Source organism: Arcticibacterium sp., from assembly GCF_055134445.1.
This window is the reverse complement of record NZ_JBSRVI010000159.1, coordinates 60,407-82,103: the sequence shown is the minus strand read 5'-3', so window position 1 is coordinate 82,103 and position 21,697 is coordinate 60,407. Positions and strand designations below refer to the sequence as shown.

At 38.9% G+C, this 21,697-nt stretch carries 14 protein-coding genes; 9 read left to right on the top strand and 5 right to left on the bottom strand.

Annotation, left to right across the window (positions count from 1 at the left end; all coding sequences use genetic code 11):
• Positions 1-251: 251 nt before the first annotated feature.
• Both ACTBZY_RS20710 and ACTBZY_RS20705 read left to right on the top strand, forming a co-directional pair.
• Complete coding sequence (locus tag ACTBZY_RS20710; protein WP_463048293.1) at positions 252-1,934, top strand: DUF1800 domain-containing protein; 1,683 nt, start codon at positions 252-254, stop codon at positions 1,932-1,934.
• Entirely contained in the window at positions 1,934-3,439 is a 1,506-nt protein-coding gene (locus ACTBZY_RS20705) for a DUF1501 domain-containing protein (protein ID WP_463048292.1), read from the top strand. Before ACTBZY_RS20710 ends, ACTBZY_RS20705 begins: the two co-directional genes overlap by 1 nt.
• Positions 3,440-3,583: 144 nt before the next feature.
• Here the strand turns inward: ACTBZY_RS20705 and ACTBZY_RS20700 are convergent, their stop codons facing one another.
• Both ACTBZY_RS20700 and ACTBZY_RS20695 read right to left on the bottom strand, forming a co-directional pair.
• A complete protein-coding gene (locus ACTBZY_RS20700; RefSeq protein WP_463048291.1) occupies positions 3,584-4,015 on the bottom strand; it encodes an ASCH domain-containing protein in 432 nt (143 codons plus the stop codon).
• A complete protein-coding gene (locus tag ACTBZY_RS20695; RefSeq protein ID WP_463048290.1) occupies positions 4,002-5,996 on the bottom strand; it encodes a GNAT family N-acetyltransferase in 1,995 nt (664 codons plus the stop codon). The genes ACTBZY_RS20700 and ACTBZY_RS20695 overlap by 14 nt, the downstream gene beginning before the upstream one ends.
• A 157-nt stretch (positions 5,997-6,153) precedes the next feature.
• Between ACTBZY_RS20695 and era the strand changes: the two genes are divergently transcribed.
• From era to ACTBZY_RS20675, 4 genes are all read left to right on the top strand, one after another.
• Positions 6,154-7,044 carry a GTPase Era gene (gene era / locus ACTBZY_RS20690; RefSeq protein ID WP_463048289.1) on the top strand — a complete coding sequence of 297 codons (891 nt, stop codon included), beginning with the start codon at positions 6,154-6,156 and terminating at the stop codon, positions 7,042-7,044.
• A 90-nt stretch (positions 7,045-7,134) separates the two neighbouring features.
• A complete protein-coding gene (locus ACTBZY_RS20685; RefSeq protein WP_463048288.1) occupies positions 7,135-8,034 on the top strand; it encodes an EamA family transporter in 900 nt (299 codons plus the stop codon).
• 164 nt (positions 8,035-8,198) lie between these two features.
• Positions 8,199-9,509 (top strand): ribosome biogenesis GTPase Der, encoded by a 1,311-nt coding sequence (der, locus tag ACTBZY_RS20680; RefSeq protein ID WP_463048287.1) that lies wholly within the window; start codon positions 8,199-8,201, stop codon positions 9,507-9,509.
• Positions 9,510-9,587: 78 nt separating this feature from the next.
• Positions 9,588-10,484: a hypothetical protein gene (locus tag ACTBZY_RS20675; RefSeq protein ID WP_463048286.1), complete on the top strand. Its 897-nt coding sequence runs from the start codon at positions 9,588-9,590 to the stop codon at positions 10,482-10,484.
• Here the strand turns inward: ACTBZY_RS20675 and ACTBZY_RS20670 are convergent.
• From ACTBZY_RS20670 to ACTBZY_RS20660, 3 genes are all read right to left on the bottom strand, one after another.
• Entirely contained in the window at positions 10,481-14,083 is a 3,603-nt protein-coding gene (locus ACTBZY_RS20670; protein ID WP_463048285.1) for a DUF4961 domain-containing protein, read from the bottom strand. The genes ACTBZY_RS20675 and ACTBZY_RS20670 overlap by 4 nt on opposite strands.
• 180 nt (positions 14,084-14,263) lie before the next feature.
• Positions 14,264-17,002, bottom strand: a complete 2,739-nt coding sequence (locus ACTBZY_RS20665; RefSeq protein ID WP_463048284.1) for a glycoside hydrolase family 2 protein — start codon at positions 17,000-17,002, stop codon at positions 14,264-14,266.
• A gap of 38 nt (positions 17,003-17,040) precedes the next feature.
• Positions 17,041-18,594: a sulfatase gene (locus tag ACTBZY_RS20660; RefSeq protein ID WP_463048283.1), complete on the bottom strand. Its 1,554-nt coding sequence runs from the start codon at positions 18,592-18,594 to the stop codon at positions 17,041-17,043.
• Positions 18,595-18,735: 141 nt separating this feature from the next.
• Here ACTBZY_RS20660 and ACTBZY_RS20655 point away from each other — a divergent pair, with 141 nt between their 5' ends.
• Genes ACTBZY_RS20655 through ACTBZY_RS20645 form a run of 3 tightly spaced genes read left to right on the top strand, consistent with a single transcriptional unit; the run spans position 18,736 to position 21,648 of the window.
• Positions 18,736-19,722, top strand: a complete 987-nt coding sequence (locus ACTBZY_RS20655) for a nucleoside hydrolase (protein WP_463048282.1) — start codon at positions 18,736-18,738, stop codon at positions 19,720-19,722.
• A gap of 5 nt (positions 19,723-19,727) precedes the next feature.
• Positions 19,728-20,636: a ribokinase gene (gene rbsK, locus ACTBZY_RS20650; RefSeq protein ID WP_463048280.1), complete on the top strand. Its 909-nt coding sequence runs from the start codon at positions 19,728-19,730 to the stop codon at positions 20,634-20,636.
• A 16-nt stretch (positions 20,637-20,652) separates the two neighbouring features.
• Complete coding sequence (locus ACTBZY_RS20645) at positions 20,653-21,648, top strand: GRP family sugar transporter (RefSeq protein ID WP_463048279.1); 996 nt, start codon at positions 20,653-20,655, stop codon at positions 21,646-21,648.
• The last annotated feature ends 49 nt before the right edge of the window (positions 21,649-21,697 follow it).

Sequence of the window (21,697 nt, the reverse complement as noted above, 5' to 3'; positions counted from 1 at the left end):
TTCAATGCGAAAATCAAAGCTTTTAGATCTAGGTTTAGAGGTGTCAGGAGTATTGAATTCTTCCTTTTTAGACTATGTCAAATTTATGCTTAAAGAACTCATCCCCCAGATTTTGCTCTTGACCCGTATTCTAGTAGCTCATATCTTACCCAAAGCAGGGTTGACCGTAAAATAATTTAATTTTTTCCTTTCTTTCTATTCACTTACATTTCCGCCGTCTTAGCAATTTTTTTAAATCCATACAATCAATAATGCCTTACTTAGACTTATTCACTGGTACATTAAGTAGCCAGCAAGCTGCTCATTTATTAAGAAGGGCAACGATGGGCCCCACACAAGCCGAGATTACCCAATTCACAGGAATGACGGCCAATGCAGCAGTAGACCTACTAATTAGCAACTGTAATATTGGACCTTCCCGCCCTCCAGGCAATGCATGTACTTACAATCATTATAGCGAGGCTCCTCCGGTATGCGAAAACGACCCTACCAATTATGCCACGCCTAGGAATCCTGCAAGCATCTGGCCGGTCAGATATAGCCCAGAACCTATTCCTGACACAAGCGGCTTACCATTTGTAGAGATCTGGGTTGATTTGAGCAACAATTTTCGCTACTGGAAATATGTCAAATATTGGTGGATAGCTAAAATGGTTGACACGTCTGTAGCTCCTTCTGTTTTGGAGAAAATGAGCCTTTTCTGGCAAAATCACTTTGTTACCAACACAGAAACGGTCGACGAATACCGTGGCACTTATTACTATTTGAAAATAATACGAGAGAACGCCTTGGGTAACTTCAAAACATTCGTGGACAGTATCACCAAATCGCCCGCCATGCTACGGTATCTGAATGGCAACGAAAATATAGAAGGAGCACCCAACGAAAACTATGCACGCGAGTTACAGGAATTATTTGTAGTAGGGGCAACAGACTATAATAACCAGCCTAATTATGTGGAAGACGACATTAAAGAAGCGGCAAAGGTTTTAACGGGCTGGAAAGACAATTTCACCAACTATGGCCATTCATACCTTTTCAACTCAAGTAATCACGACATTACGAACAAAACTTTTTCTTCACATTACGGAAACACATCAATCACGGGCAATTCCAATGCTCAAGTAGAACTGGATAGCTTGATAGATATGCTGGTCAGTCATCCAGAATCACCAAAATTTATATGTCGTAAACTTTACCGATGGTTTGTTCACACAGACGTAACTCTCGATATTGAAACCAATGTAATTATACCATTGGCAACGCTATTTGTAAATAGCAACTTTGAAATCAATCCTGTGATTAAAAAACTGCTAAAATCACAGCACTTTTATGATGTTTCCAATATTGGCTCTCTTGTCAAGTCGCCTGTAGATTTAATAATTGGAGCATTGCGTTTCTTTGAACTTCCCGCTCCCTTTGTCAGCTCTAGCGATTCCACGAGTTTCTACAACTACGTGAATTACATTTATGAGAAAACCAATAATATGCAAATGGCCATTCTCCAACAGCCAACCGTCTTTGGTTATGAACCTTACTATCAAACAGGCTTAGGTAGGAACTGGATTAACTCCACATCATTGGCACAGCGAAGTTCATTTACGGATGACATAGCCAATGGAACATTTGAAATCAATTCAAATTACTTTCTCGGCATAGACTTATTAGCACTTACACATGAAGCCATGAATAACACTTCCGGAAGCCCGCTTCTGGTAGTTGAAAAAATCACAAATAATTTATTTGCCATTCCTCTAAACACCAGCCAAAAGGACTTCTTAACCGACATCATTATGATGAAGAGTTTGCCTCGAAATGACTGGACCTTTGAATATCCACCGGGAGCAAATACCACAAAACTGGCAGCAGTGAACGCTCGTATCACTGACTTAATGAAATATTTACTACGCATGGCTGAATTCCAACTAACTTGATGAAAAGAAGAAATTTTATAAAAAAGGCTAGCTTATTTTCAATTCCTTTAATGCTAGAAGGTCAAGGTTTTCATGCTTTTGCTAACCATTCTCAATTTGTCCAAAACCTACTCCAAAACAATGCTTTAACGGAAGACCGGGTTTTGGTAATTATCAACATGAATGGAGGAAACGACGGGTTAAACACCGTTATTCCATTAGATCAATACGGCCTGTATCAAGGCTTCAGAAGTAATATTGCTATTCCACAAAACAATGTACTGCCGCTCAATGACACCTTTGCTACGGGTTTCCATCCAGCAATGACCGGCATGCAACAATTGTACAATAATGGTAAACTGTCCATCATAAACTCGGTATCCTATCCTAATCCGAACTTTTCGCATTATCGGTCTGATGAAATCATGATTACCGGAACACCTTCAAACGTCACAGGAAACACGGGTTGGATTGGTCGTTATCTGGATGGGAAATACCCTAATTACCCAAATGGTTATCCCACTGCCGCCATGGAAGATCCAATAGCCCTACAGATAGGATACTTAACTTCCACATTATTGGCTGGGCCAAGTCAATCCATGGCTGTGGCGGTAAGCAACCCTGAGGAATTCGCAACGTTAATTGGCGAAGGTGGTATTTTACCTCCTGCAGATTTGCCCTGTTGCGAAGCAGGAGATTTGGTCAAATTTATAAGAAAACAGCAAACGCTCTCCATCGCCTACGCTTCAGAAATAAAGAATGCGGCACTTGCAGGTACCAATATAGCCACGTATCCCAGCAATAATTCTGTGGCAGACCAACTAAAAATAGTTTCACGACTAATTCATGGAGGTTTAAAAACCAAAGTATACATGGTAACCCAAGGGGGCTACGATACACACAGTGGTCAGGTTGAAAACGATCCTACCACCGGCGATCACAGTAAATTATTAGGGGAATTATCTTCTGCCATTGCTGCTTTCCAATCTGATATTGAGCAGCAAAACATAGCTGATAAAATAATAGGCATGACCTATTCTGAATTTGGAAGAAGGGTAAATTCTAATGCAAGTAAGGGCACCGATCATGGTGTAGCTGCTCCCATGTTTATTTTTGGAAATGCCATAAAGAAAAGGATAATAGGCACCAACCCAAACCTTTCAGATCTTTCTGTAGAGTCTGGCCAATACAACCTTAAAATGCAGATAGATTTCCGTCGCGTTTACCAAGACATTTTACAAGATTGGTTTGAACTGAGCCCAAGTGTAGCCAATCCAATAACCTATGGTAGTTTTGAGCCCACTTTGGTTTTAAGTGATAATATAAAAAGTGTTCAATCTGGCGACTGGATGAATCCAACAACCTGGAACCTTGGTCGTGTTCCAAACTTAACCGAAAAGGTTCTCATTCAAAATGAACACACGGTCACCGTTAGGTCAGCAGACCATATCACTTGCGGTTTTGTAGAAATTTTAGGCGGCTTTGATACCGAACCTGGTGCTGTTTTTAATTCTAGTAATCCATAGTTTATAAAAAGAAAATTACTCCAATTATTACGGGATGGAGCAGTTGGCAGCTAGTTGGGCTCATAATTTCAAGCCTACTACTCGAAAGGAAAAAGAAGTCTACTGACCTCTTTTTTTGTGTCTAATTCTGTCCAGAAATCCCTTTCATAGAAAATCTGAAACTAAACTTGGGGAAAAATATCTAAAGGTCTGAGGAGGAGTAAACTTAGGTATGAATTTCCTAATAGTTTCTAATGAAACTTCATTTTTAAATTCAATTACTTCTTCTATTTCAATTCCAATACTAAGAATACTACCCTCGTAATAATTTTTAAAAGACTGAAGATCTATCCCTAAATACTCACGATGACTGCTCCACAAATCTTCTGGTTTACTTTCAATAAGGCCTTTCACTCTAAAAATTCCACGTACGGCTTTCACGGGGTTTGTAACATAAATAATAACACTATCTCCTACCTGCACCTTAGGCCTAGATTTCCGAAGTTCAACACGCTTCGTTCCTTCAAAGATTTTTTTTGCAAACTCCGGCTTTATGGATAGGAAAAGTATGTCGTTCTCGTTTTTATAAAATTTCATTGCCTAGTTTATATATCTCCTCAAAAATAGTGTTAGTTACCTTCAAAGGGGACTGAAATGTTGACTTATTCTTTAATTCCTTTTGAATTCTATTTAAAGAAATTGGTCTATTAAAGATTTCGGTATCACTGAAACTTATTGCCATTATTTCGTTTTCAATATCACCCTTAGCTTGTTTATAAATATGCTTCCAGTCATAAACTCCAATTCTTTTATATTTTGCCCATAAAACTTTTGGCTTATCAATCTCAACATCATCTAAGTAGGAACAACCAATTATGCATTGATTCCTTGCATTATTTTTCTGGCCACTTAAATACCATAATATCCTACTATTAGGTACAATACCACATTTTTGAGCACTCCTATAATAAACATTCTCTCTATTCCACGTCAGTTCAGGCTTGCTTCCGAGCAATGTTGCATCAGCCGAAACATAGTCAAAGAGTTCCGATGCCCAATGAGCCTTTATAGGTATTATAAAAGTTGGAATATCTAGCTCTTTAATTTTCACTGGGAAAAACAAACGTTCAAATGAGTAAAGCTTTACAATATCACCAACATTTGAACCTATTAAACTATAACTACTTACAATTCCATATCTCAACACTTTCTCCCAACTTAATCCTGTTACTCTAAAGCCCATAGCATATAGAATGTTGGACTTCTCTTGAGTCAAATACTTATTCTCTAAAATTATAGAACATGCTTTACTAGTTTTTGCAATACTAATACTCTCTGATAAAAGTTGTTTAAATAAAATATTACCAAGGCTTGTATCTATGGTTCTAAGCACTCGGACAACAACTTTGTCGTCAGTTATTTCGTATCCAAATAATCCGAGAAAAGAATCCCCTTTTTTAGTTAGCATTAAGTTAGATAATTCTTCGCTGCACAGCTTTTTTAAAACACCAGCAAATTCCGATTTTCTTTCGCTCTCCCTACTATTCTGAAAAAATCTCCGCACATCTTCAACCTCATCGAAATTTGCCTTTCTATAAACTATATCAACTCCCCCCAATCTTTTGGGTTGATAGTCAGCATAGTTTTCAATTTTATCAATCGAAATTATGAATTCCAAAGGTGTCACAACAGCAAGGTTAAACTCAGATTCAATTCTATCAGAACACTCTAAAATATGCTCATCTAAAGTTATAAAATATTGCACTTTTGAAACAATTGCTTCGGCCAGCTGCCTTCTGTCTGAAATATTATTAACCGTATCTAAAGTGTGTAAGAAAACTTTCAGCTCTTTATAGATCGCTTCGCTTTCATCATTATCTGGGTTATCTATTGGCTCAAAACTTGCTCTAAGAAAATTAAACGACCGATTACGCCTATCAATATTGTTATCTCGTTGAAACTCTGAAAGTAGTTCTCTAGTATAATAGAAATCTACTTCTTTTGTAATCCAGTCGGCTTTCAGAGCTTGTATCTCACTATCATCCACATCATCACGAAGTTTGACAATAATATTAGCATCAAGGACACACTTTATTGTAGCAGTAGTAAAAGATTGACTAAAAAGGTCCTCCCTCAAGGGTATAAACCAATATGTAGAAAAGTGCTCTTTAATACTCCTACTTCTTTTCGAATAGCCTTGTTGAAAACCATACCTTGACCAAAATTGAACCGCATGTTCATAGTCATCTCTGCATGTTAACCCAATACTAGAAAACTTCTGACCATATATTTTTATTATTTCATCAACTAAGTATGTTGACAACCCCTTACCTCTATGTTCTTTTTTTACACACAGATGAACTATTATCAAAGCCTGTCTTCCTTGGTTAACTCTAAAAAGCAAATACCCGAGCACCTCCTCTCCTTTACTAGCAACCAAAATATTTCTTTTTCTAGCAATTTCTTTAAACGCTCCTCGTGGAAGGTGCCCTAAAGTTCTTTTATTTGAATCTCCTAAGGCAATCACCTTATCTAAATTCACATTCCTATCAGATATAAATTCAAAGTTGTATTTCATACAGACCTAAAATTATAAAAAATAATCACAGCATAGACAATCCAAGCTAAGGGCTACATGCCTTGAGACAATTTTATAATTATGCTTCGTACCTAAATAATCTTTTCTTGAAACAAGAAGTAGAATAAATTCATCCTATACCCCTTATCTTTGCCCTATGACAAAAAAACACAAAGCTGGTTTTATAAGTATTATTGGTAAACCAAACGTGGGGAAATCTACTTTGATGAACCAATTGGTGGGCGAGAAGCTATCTATCATAACTTCCAAGGCTCAAACTACCCGTCATAGAATAATGGGTATTGTTAATGGCGAAATGGATGGCGATGAGTTTCAGCTGGTTTATTCTGATACCCCTGGTATTATTAAACCGATGTACGAACTGCACAACACCATGATGGAATTTGTGCATGGCTCGCTAGAAGACGCAGACGTAGTGCTTTTTGTCACAGATATTTTTGAGAAATACGACGAAGAAGATGTTATCCAAAAACTAGGAAAATCTGACGCTCCACTGCTTTTAATCATCAATAAGATTGACTTGGCTACCCAAGAGCAGGTAGAAGAAAAAATAGAGCATTGGAAATCCATTCTAAACCCAAGAGAAATTCTGAGTATTTCTGCTCTTGAAAACATTGGCGTGGAAGGACTTTTTGAAACGGTTGTAAAACTACTGCCTATTCATCCGCCATATTTCCCAAAAGATGCCCTTACAGACAAACCTGAAAGATTTTTTGCGGCCGAAATACTGCGTGAGAAAATTTTCACCAACTACAAAAAAGAGATTCCTTATAGTTGCGAGGTGGTCATAACGGAATTTAAGGAAGACGATGATATCATAAGAATCTATGCCGAGATTTATGTGGAGCGAGCTTCACAGAGAGCAATTTTACTTGGACATAAAGGGGAGAGAATTAAGAAAGTAGGCACAGAGGGGAGAGAAGAGATGGAGGCATTCTTCGAAAAGAAAGTATTCCTTCAGCAGTACATCAAAGTGGAACCAGATTGGCGTTTAAAAAAAGACAAAATAAAGCGATTTGGGTATTAATAGATGGCCCGACCAAATTCTATCCTAACTGGGCTATAGAAGTCATAAATTTTCAATTGCAACCTGAAAAGAACACCACATTAGCATAAAATGATTTACCTTCTTCTAAGCATTCTATTTTCGGTTTTGTTATTGGTTAATTTCAGACTATTCCCAAGGTTTGAAGTCAATACCCTGCATGCCATTTGTTTAAACTACATCGTTTGTTTTGCAACAGGAATGTTGCTCATGCCAGCAGGGCAATCTTTCACCCTAGACTTGTCTCAAAACTGGACATGGTATTGCTTAGCACTAGGGGTCGGTTTTATCATCACTTTTGTTTTATCTGGCTTATCTACACAGAAAGCAGGAATTACCATTACTTCTTTAGCAAATAATGTTTCTCTAGTTATACCCGTACTCGTCAGTTTACTACTTTTAGAAACCTACGGAAAGGCTTTTGACATTTTTAATTATTTTGGACTTTTCTTGGCCATTGTGGCGGTGGGCTTAGCCACTTATCAAAAATCTAAAAGTGGATTAAGTTCTTCTTTATCTAGCTGGTATTTGCCATTAGGAGTGTTTCTGATGTATGGAATCACCAATTCGGCCATCAATTACCTGAATTTAGCATTTATCCCAAATCCTGAATTAACGATTCCTGTCACTTTGGTTATGGTTTTGGGAGCCGCCATAGCAGGCGTTATTCTATTGATATTTAGCTTAATAAAACACAAAGAAAAGTGGCAATGGAAAAACGCTCTGGCTGCCGTTTCTCTGGGCATTCCCAATTTCTTATCGTTTTACTTGATCATACTCGCACTTACCTCTTTTGGAAATAGTGGTGCTTTTGTTTACCCTATTTACAACATTGGGGTCATTGTTTTATCTGCCGTGGTGGCAGCCCTCTTTTTTAAGGAAAAACTGAAACAAATCAACAAAATAGGCTTTGTATTGGCTCTAGTAGCCTTGTTTCTAATCTCTTACCAAGAGTTTTCTAGTATGTTTTAAGAAAACACAAAGGGTTTTATTGCACTATTACATGATTGCCCTGCACCTTTATTCGCTCCATATACCGAAAAAAGGACATTGCCAAGCATAATACTCTTTCTTTCAGTATCTTTGCAGCCCTTTTGAGAAAAAGGGGTTAATTTTAGAAAAGTAAAGGAATTATTATGGCAAATATCGTAGCAATAGTTGGACGCCCAAATGTAGGCAAATCAACCTTATTCAACAGGTTAATAGAGCAACGTATGGCCATCACCGATAACGAATCGGGGGTTACAAGAGACCGCCATTATGGTGAGTCTGTATGGACAGAAAAATATTTTACAGTAATAGATACAGGTGGGTATGTGGTAGGCTCGGAAGACACTTTCGAAGGAGCCATTAGAGATCAAGTAGCCTTAGCATTAGACGAAGCCACTGTGGTGCTTTTTGTAGTAGATACCATGACTGGTTTGATAGACTTAGACAATGACTTTGCCAATGTGCTTCGTCGTTCTAAAAAGCCAATCATTGTGGTCGCCAACAAAGCGGAAACATTTGAAAGACAATCATTGGTAGCCCCTGAATTTTATTCTCTGGGTATGGGAGAAGTTTTCCCAATCTCTTCTACAGATGGATCAGGAACCGGTGAGTTATTGGACGAAGTGGTCAAGCATTTTGAAGATGACGGCATAGAGAATCCAGATGAGGGTATTCCGAGGATCGCTATTCTAGGTAGACCAAATGCAGGAAAATCTTCCTTCTTGAACGCTCTTTTGGGAAAAGACAGGAGTATCGTAACCGATATTGCTGGTACTACTAGAGACGCCATAGACACGCATTACAAACTTTATGGAAACCACTTTATCTTAACAGATACGGCTGGAATTCGTAAAAAAGCAAAGGTGCAAGAGAGCATAGAATTCTACTCTGTCCTTCGAAGCTTGAAAGCTATGGAGAGTGCTCAGGTTTGTATTATTCTTTTGGATGCAGAAAGGGGTTTAGAGGCTCAGGATATGCACATTATTTCTCATGCACATAATGCCAAGAAAGGCATAGTGCTGATGATGAACAAATGGGATTTGGTGGAGAAAAGCTCTAAAACCGCTGACCAGATGAAGAAAGAAATTCTGGAAAGGTTAGCACCTATGAACTATATGCCTATGGTTTTTGCCTCGGCACTAAACAAACAGCGTATTTTTCAAGTGATTGAAAAAGCGATGGAAGTTCATGAAGGTAGAGGAATGAAAATTCCTACTTCAAAGATCAATGAGGTCATGCTTCCTATTATAGAAAGAACACCCCCTCCAGCATTGAAAGGTAAATACATCAAAATTAAATATGTGATGCAGTTACCAACGCCTTCGCCTACCTTCGTTTTCTTCTGTAATTTACCTCAGTATATTCGTGAGGCTTACGAGCGATTTTTAAAGAATCAAATTAGAGAGCATTTCGGTTTTGAAGGTGTAACGATTACGGTTCTCTTCAGAAAGAAGTAAGAAAAGGCTCTAGTATTTTTTATTGTTTTAGATAGCTGTTGCTCATAAAGACGTAACTTAGAGATAATCAACATCTTTATGAGCCGACCGCTACCATTTTTTCTATTGCTTTGTGCACTTTGGGCCTGTGAGAAAACAGAGGTACCTCAAAGGGAATCCACAAGACTTAAAAGCTATAGGTATGTGCATTCTGAGGCAGATAAAATAGAAGTCTACACGGGCACCTACATATACAACGATGCCAACCATTTAGTAGCGGAAAAACAAAATGATACGACCTATCTTTTGAGCTCAAATCAGATAATACCTGTAAAAACAACTATTTCTTATAGCTACGACAAAGAAGGCTACCTTATCAAAAAAATACAAGACGCTCTAAGTATAAGACTCACGGCCACCACAACGACTACATATGAATATAGGAACGGCCTTTTATCCATAGAAAACCAAGGAAATAATGTCAGAGAATATAGATATGACAATGCTGGAAGACTCCTAACCACCATTTTCTTTTCCCTAAGCTCCGGAAATAAAACAGTGGTAAACTACGATGACGAAGTTCCGGAACAACTGGTAAAAATCAGTGATGGATACATCTTTACACAAGAAAACGAAAAGACCTATTTAGATCAGAATCTCCTTCTAAAAAGATATGAAAAGTTTCAAGATGGCAAATTGGTTTTTGAACAAGACTATACGCTCGAGAAAAACGGCTTGCCGCAATCTGCCCTTCCAAAATTCAAGGGCTTTCCAAAAATCAAGGCTTTCGATTATAGAAAGGGAATTGAAAAACTGATAGTCACCTACAAAACAATCAACGGTGAAAGAATCTTATCTGACAAGAAAATGCTCACCAATAGCTTTAACTCGGATGGCTTTTTAGTTAAAAATATTGGATACGAACATATCAATCAAGAAACCACTAAGCCGCTTTATAGAAATCTTTCTTTCGAATATTTTTACGAAAAATACTAACGCAAAAATATCCTCTTCGTCGTTTTTCCGCTCTTTGAATACACCTCCAAAAGATAGCTTCCTGCTGCTAAACCGTCTATTCTTAAATCTGATGTATTGCTAAACTTCTTTACCAAATTACCGGATAAGGTATATAATGAGACCCCGTAAATGCTCTCTTTAGATTCTATTTTCAGTACCCCATTGGTTGGGTTCGGGTAAATGAGAATTTTCTGGATAATTGGCTCTGCCGCTAAAATTAACTCCTTCTCCATTTCTGCGAAATTGATGAATATATCTGCATTCTCTCTGTTCTTCCCTTCTAGCGTTCCAGCTCCATTTCTAAAAACCATGCCTATTCTATACCAAGTAGCACTTGTAGGCACTGCTGCAAAATACTTATTGGGTGTTATCGTGATTTCCCATTTGCTATCTGAACCTGCCACCTTCTTCATTTTCCCTATGCCATCATCTTTCCCCCAGTTGCCAACGGTATATCCCCAATCTTGACTGGCAGCAGCATTGGTAATAATACCTGCATGCATATAAATCTCACTGGCACCCGTTAAGCCAGCCGTACCATTTGTTCCTGCCAGGGCTGCATCCAAAGTTATCGTAATAGGGGTATCCTTATAAAACGCTTCAGGGTTTACTTTCACCACATCACCTTCCGATTTCAAATTCAACCAAATGATTTCATTTCCATAGCCCAAGCCCTTTGTTAAAGTATCCTTACTAGAAAAATAAAGCCCTATTCTGAAAATTTCTTCATTTTCTGGTACCCCGAAAAAGCTTCTAGGGTTCATGGCTATTTGCCAGATATTTTGCTCCGCAGAGCCTAAAGAAAGCTGATTTTTAGATGAAATATTATCGACTTTATATTTCAGCTTCACGCCATTGGGGCCATCCGTCACCACGCCACCAACCAAATAAATATCCGCCAAGTCCTTAAAGTCCTTTGCACCTAAACTTTGAGCAAGATTCGCTTTCAAATAAAGTGTCACATCCATACTGCCAGAAAAAATATCAGCCTCCGTAAAAACGATCGGGTCAAAAACAGTGACTAGATCCTTCCTCGCTTCCATTTTTTTAGTGGTGTATATTTGAAACTCACCGGGGCTTAGCTTCACCGTGGTCTTATTACCAGAAAGCACTAAAGAGTCGGTAGAGAAATAGCTAAACCAAGTTCCTGAAGCAGGGAAAGTCACTTCTTTGGATTGCTCTTCAATATCGAAATTCCCAATAATGACAGCGTCCATTTCATCGGCTTCAAAACTGAGCTGCTTGATGCTACCGCTTAATGTTTTTGTCAACTTGCCATCAGAAAATGTAGCCCTATGGTTTTGAACTAAACCAATGATAGCGGCATGAGCTTCCAATAATTTCTGACGCTCTTCTTGCTTATAATAGGCAAGCCCGTTTTCTCCCCAAACTTGTGGTTTGACCCCCACTCTACCATTAAAGTCTATACCTACATCATATCCCAATTCCTGAAACTGCCACATCATTTTAGGACCTGGCAAAGGATAGAAAAAAGCGGCCAACATCTTAATCCTATTTAAAGCTACCAATTCATCATGAATTGCGTAAGTGGTGGTTTTGACCAAACTATTATCGGCCTTATACATGAGTCTTTCTTCATCATGACTCTCCATATAGGAAACCATCCCATGGTCATCTGCACCAGAAATGTTAGAAGACGTGTTTCCTGTCAATAAATCACCATAACTGTGTGTATGATTCCCCCATGTTAGCATTCCTGCTTGTTGCAATTCATCTTCCTCCGCAGCCGCTGCAAAGTGCTCTAAAATCACATAGGCATCCTTATCCTTCTCCCAAATCTTCGACGCCATCCTTTTTAAAATAGCAATTCTAGTGTCATCCTTCTGCCCCCACTTATCTACATTATTTGAATTCTGCGTTTGTGTAAAACCCTTAGAAAGGTCAAAACGATAACCATCAAAGTGAAATTCTTTGAGCCAATACATATTTACGTCATCTACAAAAGACTGTGTATAAGGACTCTCATGGTTAAAGTCATATCCAACACTAAAAGGATGTGTAGCATCTTGGTTAAACCATGGGCTATTGATGGCCGGCTTGTTTTTAGTCTTATCCCAATACATTTTCACCATCGGGTTTTGACCGTAAGCATGATTAAGCACCATATCCAATATCACCGCAAAACCCTGTTCATGTGCCGTTTGAATAAAATTCTTTAAAGCATTCTTAGACCCATAATATTTATCTGGGGCAAAAAAGTAACTGGGATTATAACCCCAACTTTCATTACCCTCAAATTCCATAATAGGCATTAGTTCTATGGCGTTTACGCCCAGTTTTTTCAAATAGCTCAGCGTATCTGAAAGGTCCTTATAATTATGGGAGCCAATAAAGTCTCTAACCAATAGCTCATAAATAATCAAATTTTCCTTTGCTGGCTTTGACCAAGAACTTTCAGAATCCCGCCATTCAAAAGCTTTTTGACCTGTTTGTAAAACAGTAGCTACGCCAAAATCTCTTCTATCATAGGTGGGCAAATTTGGATAAACACTTGGTTCAATGTACTCGTCGTTCCACGGGTCTGCCACCTTATCGGCATAGGGATCACCCACTTTTATGTCCTCTCCTAACCAATACTGAAAAACATATTCCTTGCCCGGAGTAAGGTCACTGAGCTCCAACCAAAACATTTCACCATCAGGCGTTTGATTCATCAAGAACTCATCCTTTATTTCCCAATTATTAAAATCTCCGACTACATGGGCAAATTCCTTCCCTGGAGCTTCTAACACCAAAATGGCCTTTGAGGCATCTTCTAGGTAATTTATCCCTTTTCTAATCCCAGCCGGAAGTTCTTTTGTACTTATGGTTCTACGAATCACAAATTGATAATTCTTAGTTATTTTTTGGGTGTCAGACTCAAAGATAGCTTCTGCTAAGATTTCAACTTTACCCGTTTGGCTTGGTATATATTCTGCCTTAATTTCTTGCTGATTCTCAACAGATTTTAGCAATTCAAAGCCTTTTCCGAAGTCTAAATATAAGGAAAGCTTACTAGCAACAGATGAAGCCTTAGCTGCAAAAGTTTGAGCTTGTTTCTCTGTAAAATAAACAGTCGTGTTTAGTGGTGCCGTGATTTGAACATAATTACTGACATCCAAATCAATAAATATGTCGCCATTGGAAGAAACTGTGCCTCCGTTAAAATTACCAGCCGTGCCTTTACCTTCCTTACTTCCATCTGCGTTTCTAAAAACCATGGATAATCTAAAGACGGTGCTGCTAACTGGTACGCCATAGTACTCTCTGACCTTCGGAATTTTAATAGACCAGAGATTTTGCTCTCCTATCACTTTGGTCATTTTTCCAATGCCATCATCTTTGCCCCAATTCCCAATCACATACTCCCAAGAAGTACCAACAGGCCCCGTTAATACGACACCAGAATGCATATAAACAGAAGTAGCATTCAGCAAACCTGCCGTGCCTTTGGAAGCATCAAACAGAATTTCTATTTCGTCATCTACACTGGGGCTTTCAGGAGCGACTTTTACAATCTGAGCCTGAACGGTTATCAGACTAAATAGAAAAAGAAAAGAGAGCGTTAGTTTTTGCATTTCAACAGGTTATTGTCTTGCAAAATTAGACCTAAACGCTCTCTTATGCGACCCGATTTACGACAAGCCGCCAATTTTTATATGCTGCCTTTATTCCCTTAAAGGCTAATATCAAGTGCCGTTTTATAAATAGACACCAACTTACCTGTTTTCCAAGACCTTTTGATTCTCTTAATATCCTTATTTATCTGAATTTAAAACCAAACTAGGGTTAAACGGATAACGACCAAAGTCTTTCCCATAAACGGCTAAACCACCGCCGTTATTAACGGTCAATTTAACCGTAAGCTGCCCATCCTTTTTCAAAGCCTTTAATTGGTTTTGCGTAAGTGGCACTTTAAGCATATACCCATAACTACCCGCTTCATGAAGGAGTCCGTCTTCTTTTTGGCTATGCCAGCTCAATATTCCTCTGTGATCTGCTGGATCATCTTCTAAGCTTACATTTTTTAGCGTCACGCCATTAATGGCCACCGAAACTTTTGAAGGAAATTTGGTTTCATCGGTCATAGGATATGCGTTTTTGTTTTGACTTGGCTCCGCAATGGCACCCAACATATAATCCATATCAATCAAATCTATACCACCTCTGTCTTTTGCAAAAAGCTCCTTGGCTCCTAGCTCCATCAAAAGGTAACCTGACTTTACATTTTTAACATCTCCGCTAAACACATACTCAAAAGAACCGTTTCCGGTACCATTCATTTTCAGACCATCCATGACGTCCCAACTTTTTATAGACCAATCTGCTTTTTTAACCGCTTTCGGTGATACCTCTAATACAGAAAAGCCCGTTGGTAGCTTACCTCCACCCACTTTGAAGTTCATAAAATTATGATGGAGTGCTCTTCCATTCATATCCTTCAATATTAGAGCCACCGTATATAAGCCATCATTTTCTGGCATTTTAACACTTAAAGGAGCCTCTCTTTTTTGCATCCAAGGTGTATAATCTATTGTTTTAGATTCGGCTGGCATGCTTACGTTATTCCCTAAAACGTCTATCCCAGTCACTTGATACGTTAGCGTCATTTTAGATTGCGGAAGCACCTCACCGGTATGGCACGAAATAAAAACGGGCACAGATGCCATAGCACCAGCTTTGGCAGTTTGGGTTATATCTTGGCCTGTAGAAACATAAAAAAGTGAATGAAAATCTTTGTCTTTCATCCCCTTTACTATTTCATTCAAACCCGTATACTTCATGGTTCTATCGAAACGCCAGTAGCCATTCCACTCATTAATAACATCATGATGCTCGGTATATAACCAACCAGCCATCTTGGGATGCTGTCTGAAAACATTCATCATTCTGTGGTAGTCATAACTCCAATCTATATCTCCCGTGCTACCGTCATAACCCCAAACGTTACCACATTCAGAATTTATCATAGGCTGATTTCCTTGAGCAAATCCTTCCTTAAAATCTGATGTGCTGCCAGCAAAGGTGTTTTTATCTAAATTGGTCATAAAAGCCTCCCATTCATAGCCTGGCAAATAGGAATGCCAAGAATTAATGTCCGTTTCGGTATGTCCTGCTCCACAGCAAATAGAGTTGTCTTCCACCAAACGTGTCTGGTCTAAAGACTTAGCTAAATAATACATAGACGCCACCCAATACTGTGTTTTAGGCAAGTATTTTTCTTGAAGCTTGCCATTCTCGTTTTTAACTTTCGTCTTCAAGCCCCAGGTCTCGTTAAAGGTAATCCAAGAGAAAATAGAAGGATGATTAAAGTCACGCTTTATCATTTCACGAAGGGTATACTCCGATTCCTTTTGAGCGTCAGCGTCTGGTTCTCCCCAGCTATTTGGCAAATCCGCCATGACTAAAAGGCCTAGTTTATCTGCCCAGTAAAGCTTTCTTGGAATGTCTATTTTGATGTGCGTTCTAAGTCCATTTAGACCAATATCCTTACATAACTGAATCTCATTTTTCATAAACTCATCGGAAGGAAAAGTATAAAATCCGTCTGGATGGTAAGACTGGTCTAGTGTCAGTTGCAGATAAAGTGGCTTATTATTGAGTGCCACATAGGGAATATCTGTACCCGGTAAATTGGTCACCGATATCTTACGCATACCAAAATAAGATTTTACTTTGTCGTCTGCCACCATAGCGGTAACCTCATAAAGATATGGATCTTCTATAGACCATAAATGTGCATTGGCTAAATCAAAGGTCGCTTCAAAACTTTTTTGACCCGCCTTAATTATAGTCTTAAAAGCATTTCCTACACCTGCCACAGAGAGTTCAAGGGTTTCCTCTTTCATAGTCGCCTGCCCTAGCTCTCCTTTGATGGTAAATTGCCCTTTGTCAATATCTGGAATAAAATGAAGGTAATCTATATAGGTAGCTCCTCTTGCCTCTAGGTAGGCCGTTTGCCAAATCCCTCTGGCATTTCCGTAACCTTGCTTACCGTAAAGTGTAAACATTCTACGGGCGTCATCCACTCTTACCACCAAGTTTTGAGTTTTTCCGTAGGTCAAATGCTCTGTCAAATCAAAAGAAAATGGCGTGTAGCCTCCTTCATGTTTTCCCAAAAGTTTTCCATCAAGCCAAACCGTAGTCTCCCAATCGGAAGCACCAATCGTGAAAAAAGTACGTTTTCCTTTCCAGTTTTCAGAAACAGTAATGCTTTTTTTGTACCAAGCTATATCGGCCTCATCTGCTACTCCCGAAAGTTTAGAACCCCACGGAAAAGGCACGTTTATTTCTTTGGAAAAATCTGCAGTTCCGGAAGTCCAGTTTTTACTGAGACCTACATTAAGGCTGTCAAATTCGAATTCCCAAATGCCATTTAAGTTTTGCCAGTTTGTTCTTTCAAAGTCTGGTCTTGGATGCTCTGGCAAAGGTATGCCTTGCCCCATAGCGAAGTTTAGCCCTATAAAAAGGGCTACTATGATGTAAATTGATTTCATTTAATAGGGTTGAATTATATAAAATTACTGAATAGGGATCAATCATCAGTACCTCTACTCCCCCACCAATCTGCGTTGGGTTTGTAACTTTCTGACAACATTTGCTTTCTTTCTTTTTCTAATTTAGGTAGTAATATCTTTTTGTTCTTTTCTAGAACAGCATTATATTTTCTTTGGTCAAAAATAGGATCTTGGGCAGCAAACGTTGCTTCAGAAGTATTTAACCATGCTTTCAATTTTGTCAACAGTTCCGCTGTTTTTACAGATTGACTTTGGCTTAGGTCAATTCTTTCTTCAGGGTCTTTTTCAAGATTATAAAGTTCGTTTCTTTCGTCTTCCCAATAATGAATAAGCTTCCAATTACCCGATCTAATCATGGAAGAAGGCTCGCCGCCCTGGTTTCCATAATGCGGATAGTGCCAAAACAAATCTCTAGAGATCTCCTTTTCTTGTTTAATAATAGGTAAAAGACTCATACCATCTAAATACTGACCTTCTATGGCAGACAAACCTGCCAAATCTAAAAGCGTGGGATAGAAATCCATACCAATCACTTTATCTGAGATTTTTCTAGGAGTAAGGCCTGGAACAGATATTAAAAAAGGCTCTTTTATGCCTCCCTCCCACTGATACCCTTTACCTCCACGAAGTGGAGCATTTGAGGTAGAAAACGCATCTCCAGAAGCCACGCCCCCATTATCCGAAGTAAAAACGACGATGGTGTTTTCAGCCAGACCAAGTTCTTCAAGTCTTTTAAGCACTATTCCTACGGCATCATCCATGGTTTCTACGAGCCCACCATAAACAGGATTATCCTGATGCTGACGAATGGGTAAAACCCTTTCCATTTCAAAACCTGAATCCGCTATACCCGCCTTCTTTGCTTTGTTTTGATATTTTTGCCACTTCTCTTCTGTCGTCTGGATAGGACCATGTACTGCGTAAAAAGATAAAAATGCGAAGAAAGGCTTTTCTTTATTTTCTGAAATAAAATTGGCTGTTTCGTTGGCAAGCCTAATGGATAGATTCTCTCCATTTTCTCCATCTTTCATTTTAGGGTTTTCATAAGGCGAAAAATATCCGCCAAACGGACTACCAGCATGGTAACCTCCAATATTAATATCAAAACCATGATCTTCTGGATAAGAACCTTCACCACCTAAATGCCATTTACCTGCAAAAAACGTACGGTATCCCTGTGCTTTGAAAGCTTCAGCCATAGTCGTTTCTTCTTGCGGTAGCTGGTGAATATAAGAAGCCGGTAAAAGCTTGTTTTCTCGTCCAACCGTACGCCAATCCGTACCCGATTTTGCTCCAATCCAGTCTGTTATATGTAATCGAGCCGGCGACTTCCCTGTCATGATGGCGGCTCTTGATGGGCTGCAAACCCGACTAGCGGCATAACCATTGATAAAGTTTAAACTCCTAGAAGCGAGGCCATCAATGTTTGGTGTTTCGTAATAACTGCTGCCTGTATAGCCAAGGTCATGATAACCCAAATCGTCCGCTAGAATAAAAACTACATTAGGCCTTTTTTGAGCCTGCACTGCAACTCCGATGAATAGCATCAGGAGCACTCTTAAATAAATCATTTAATAATATGGTTGAATAGACGGGTGAATTTACGAAAAAAATGAATCAAGCATTCTGCTAGTATAGAAATGAAATTATAAATAGTTTTAATGACCCATTATTATTAATGAGGCTTAGACCTAACATTTATTTGACCCAATATGAAAAAATTAAGTTTACTCTTTCTCTGTTCACTCCTTCTCTTTATTGCCTGTAAAAAAGATCCTAGTAAAGAAAAAATCACCGTCATTTTTGATACCGATGCCAATAATGAACTCGACGACCAGCATGCTTTAGCTTACCTCTTAAGTAATGGCGAGTTTTTTGACATCAAAGGGGTTACTGTAAACGCCACACCTAGCGGAGGAGAAATTGAAGAACATTATAATGAGGCAGAGCGGATCTTAAAACTCTATAATTTAAATGGACAAATTCCCCTCTTAAATGGAGCTAATGCCAATTTTGAAGAAATTATAGCTTCTGATTCACTAAGAAACGACGGTTCGGATGCCGTGGACTTTATGATTGAATCTGCCAATAAAGGCCCGTTGACTATAATAGCTGTTGGTAAATTGACCAATGTTGCTTTGGCGGTAAAACAAGACCCCACTTTTGCTGAAAAAGTAAGATTGGTTTGGCTTGGTTCTAACTATCCTAAGCCTGGAGAATACAATCAAAACAGTGACCCTGCATCTATGAATTATTTGCTGGACTCCAATATCCCTTTTGAAATGGTGACCGTAAGATATGGCGAACCTTCTGGTACAGATGCCGTGAAAGCTCTCCAATCGGATATTCAAAAAAAAATGCCAGGATTAGGACCTGAAGCTACAGAAGAAATTACAGGAAGGCACGGTGGCACTTTTAAACATTTTGGCGATTACGCTATCGACCTTTTTGATCATATTACCTTACATGGAACACCACCTTCAAGACCACTTTTCGATATGGTGGCAGTAGCCATTATCAAAAATCCAGCATGGGGTGTTGCCAGAGGAATACCTGCCCCAATTTTAGAAAATAACGAGTGGAAAGAAAGACCAAACAATGCAAGGAAAATCACGCTTTGGGAAAACTTTGATATAGAAAGTTTGATGACAGACTTTTATAACCGAATGGAACATTACACCCTCCCTAATACAAAATAACCCGTATGAAAAATCCAAAAATCTTAGTCATAGGTAGTGCCAACACAGACATGGTGGTAAAAACCACCAGACTCCCTAAACCTGGCGAAACCATTTTAGGAGGTGATTTTTTCCTTTTCCCAGGCGGAAAAGGGGCAAATCAGGCGGTATCTGCAGCCAGACTTGGCGGACAAGTGACCTTTGTATGCAATTTAGGAAATGATGTTTTTGGCAAACAATCTCTGGAAGGTTTTGAAAAAGATAAAATTGACACTTCACTTATAAGTTTGGAAGAAAACAAACCTTCTGGAGTAGCGGTCATTACCGTCAATGAAAATGCAGAAAACACGATAGTGGTCGCCCCTGGAGCAAACGCCAGTTTGATTCCTGAAAAGATTCTAAAATTAGAGTCCTCTTTTGCAAATGCTGACATTATTTTAACCCAATTAGAAATCCCGCTAGCGAGTACTGAGACCATTGTTAATTTGGCAAAAAAGTATAATAAGAATCTCGTACTTAACCCTGCTCCAGCCAATGCCTTATCCGCAAACATTTTAGAAGGACTCTTTCTAATTACCCCGAACGAAACAGAGACAGAACTCTTGACTGGTATCTATCCCGACTCCATAGAAAAATGTAAAATCGCAGCAGATATTTTAATGGATAAAGGCGTTAAAAATATCATAATCACCTTAGGAAAACAAGGAGCATTTTATGCTTCAAAAAATGAAAGCTTCCTAACAGAAAGCAAAAAGGTGAAAGCCATTGACACTACTGCAGCCGGCGACGTTTTTAATGGTGCCTTAACGGTGAGCTTAGCACAAAACAAATCTTGGAAGGAGTCCATCGCATTTGCCAATAAAGCTGCCGCCATTTCTGTGACCAGAATGGGAGCACAGAGTTCTGCTCCGTACTTAAAAGACCTAGACAATTAACCCAAAAACTATAATCATGTTTATCATTCAATCATATGGACTGGCAGTTCTTTTTTGTGTCATCACCATGCTCTCATGGGGCTCTTGGGCCAACACCCAAAAGCTAACTTCCTCATCTTGGCGTTTTGAGCTGTTTTATTGGGATTATGTTATAGGAATAGTAATTTTTGCATTACTTTTTGCTTTGACGGCAGGTAGTTTAGGAACCGAAGGCCGTTCCTTTATAAAAGACTTAGGTCAAGCTGAAATGCCCAATATTATATCCGCATTTGGGGGAGGAATACTTTTTAATGCGGCCAATATTCTTCTCGTAGCGGCCATTTCTATTGCCGGTATGTCTGTGGCATTTCCCATTGGTATTGGGCTAGCCTTAGTTATTGGTGTTATTGTGAACTATATAGATGTTCCTGTTGGCAATCCAATCTGGATCTTTGGAGGTGTTGGTCTTGTGCTTGTTGCTATAATTCTGAATGCAATATCCTATAAAAAGCTTACCCAGACTCAAGAAAAAGTACCAAATAAAGGGCTTATTTTAGCTGTGGTGGCTGGTGCTCTTATGGGGCTTTTCTATAAGTATGTAGCTAATTCAATGTTTCCAGACTTTGCCATGCCGATTAATGGAAAACTTAGCCCCTATTCTGCTGTTTTTGTCTTCAGTATCGGGATTTTCGTAAGCAATATTATTTTCAATACCTTGCTCATGTTTAAGCCATTTGAAGGCAAACCCGTTTCATATAATGACTACTTCAATGGAGGCAGAAGGAATCATCTTATGGGAATTCTCGGCGGTTTAGTTTGGTGTTTAGGAATGTCTTTCAGCATCTTAGCTTCCGATAAAGCCGGACCGGCCATTTCTTATGGACTTGGTCAGGGAGCCACCATTGTAGCGGCTATCTGGGGAATTTTTATTTGGAAAGAATTCAAGGAAGCCCCTAAGGGCGTTTCCGCCATATTGAATATGATGTTAGCCCTTTACGTGATTGGATTAGGGCTCATTATTATGGCTAGGTAGTCAATAGAATTATAAATAGGTAACCATTTCTGTCACCAAAATGGGGGCA

What these genes read in the sequence shown, in the direction of transcription:
- ACTBZY_RS20710 (WP_463048293.1), top strand. Translation starts at nt 252, where the DNA reads ATGCCTTACTTAGACTTATTCACTGGTACATTAAGTAGCCAGCAAGCT.
- ACTBZY_RS20705 (WP_463048292.1), top strand. Translation starts at nt 1,934, where the DNA reads ATGAAAAGAAGAAATTTTATAAAAAAGGCTAGCTTATTTTCAATTCCT.
- ACTBZY_RS20700 (WP_463048291.1), bottom strand. Translation starts at nt 4,015, where the DNA reads ATGAAATTTTATAAAAACGAGAACGACATACTTTTCCTATCCATAAAG.
- ACTBZY_RS20695 (WP_463048290.1), bottom strand. Translation starts at nt 5,996, where the DNA reads ATGAAATACAACTTTGAATTTATATCTGATAGGAATGTGAATTTAGAT.
- era (WP_463048289.1), top strand. Translation starts at nt 6,154, where the DNA reads ATGACAAAAAAACACAAAGCTGGTTTTATAAGTATTATTGGTAAACCA.
- ACTBZY_RS20685 (WP_463048288.1), top strand. Translation starts at nt 7,135, where the DNA reads ATGATTTACCTTCTTCTAAGCATTCTATTTTCGGTTTTGTTATTGGTT.
- der (WP_463048287.1), top strand. Translation starts at nt 8,199, where the DNA reads ATGGCAAATATCGTAGCAATAGTTGGACGCCCAAATGTAGGCAAATCA.
- ACTBZY_RS20675 (WP_463048286.1), top strand. Translation starts at nt 9,588, where the DNA reads ATGAGCCGACCGCTACCATTTTTTCTATTGCTTTGTGCACTTTGGGCC.
- ACTBZY_RS20670 (WP_463048285.1), bottom strand. Translation starts at nt 14,083, where the DNA reads ATGCAAAAACTAACGCTCTCTTTTCTTTTTCTATTTAGTCTGATAACC.
- ACTBZY_RS20665 (WP_463048284.1), bottom strand. Translation starts at nt 17,002, where the DNA reads ATGAAATCAATTTACATCATAGTAGCCCTTTTTATAGGGCTAAACTTC.
- ACTBZY_RS20660 (WP_463048283.1), bottom strand. Translation starts at nt 18,594, where the DNA reads ATGATTTATTTAAGAGTGCTCCTGATGCTATTCATCGGAGTTGCAGTG.
- ACTBZY_RS20655 (WP_463048282.1), top strand. Translation starts at nt 18,736, where the DNA reads ATGAAAAAATTAAGTTTACTCTTTCTCTGTTCACTCCTTCTCTTTATT.
- rbsK (WP_463048280.1), top strand. Translation starts at nt 19,728, where the DNA reads ATGAAAAATCCAAAAATCTTAGTCATAGGTAGTGCCAACACAGACATG.
- ACTBZY_RS20645 (WP_463048279.1), top strand. Translation starts at nt 20,653, where the DNA reads ATGTTTATCATTCAATCATATGGACTGGCAGTTCTTTTTTGTGTCATC.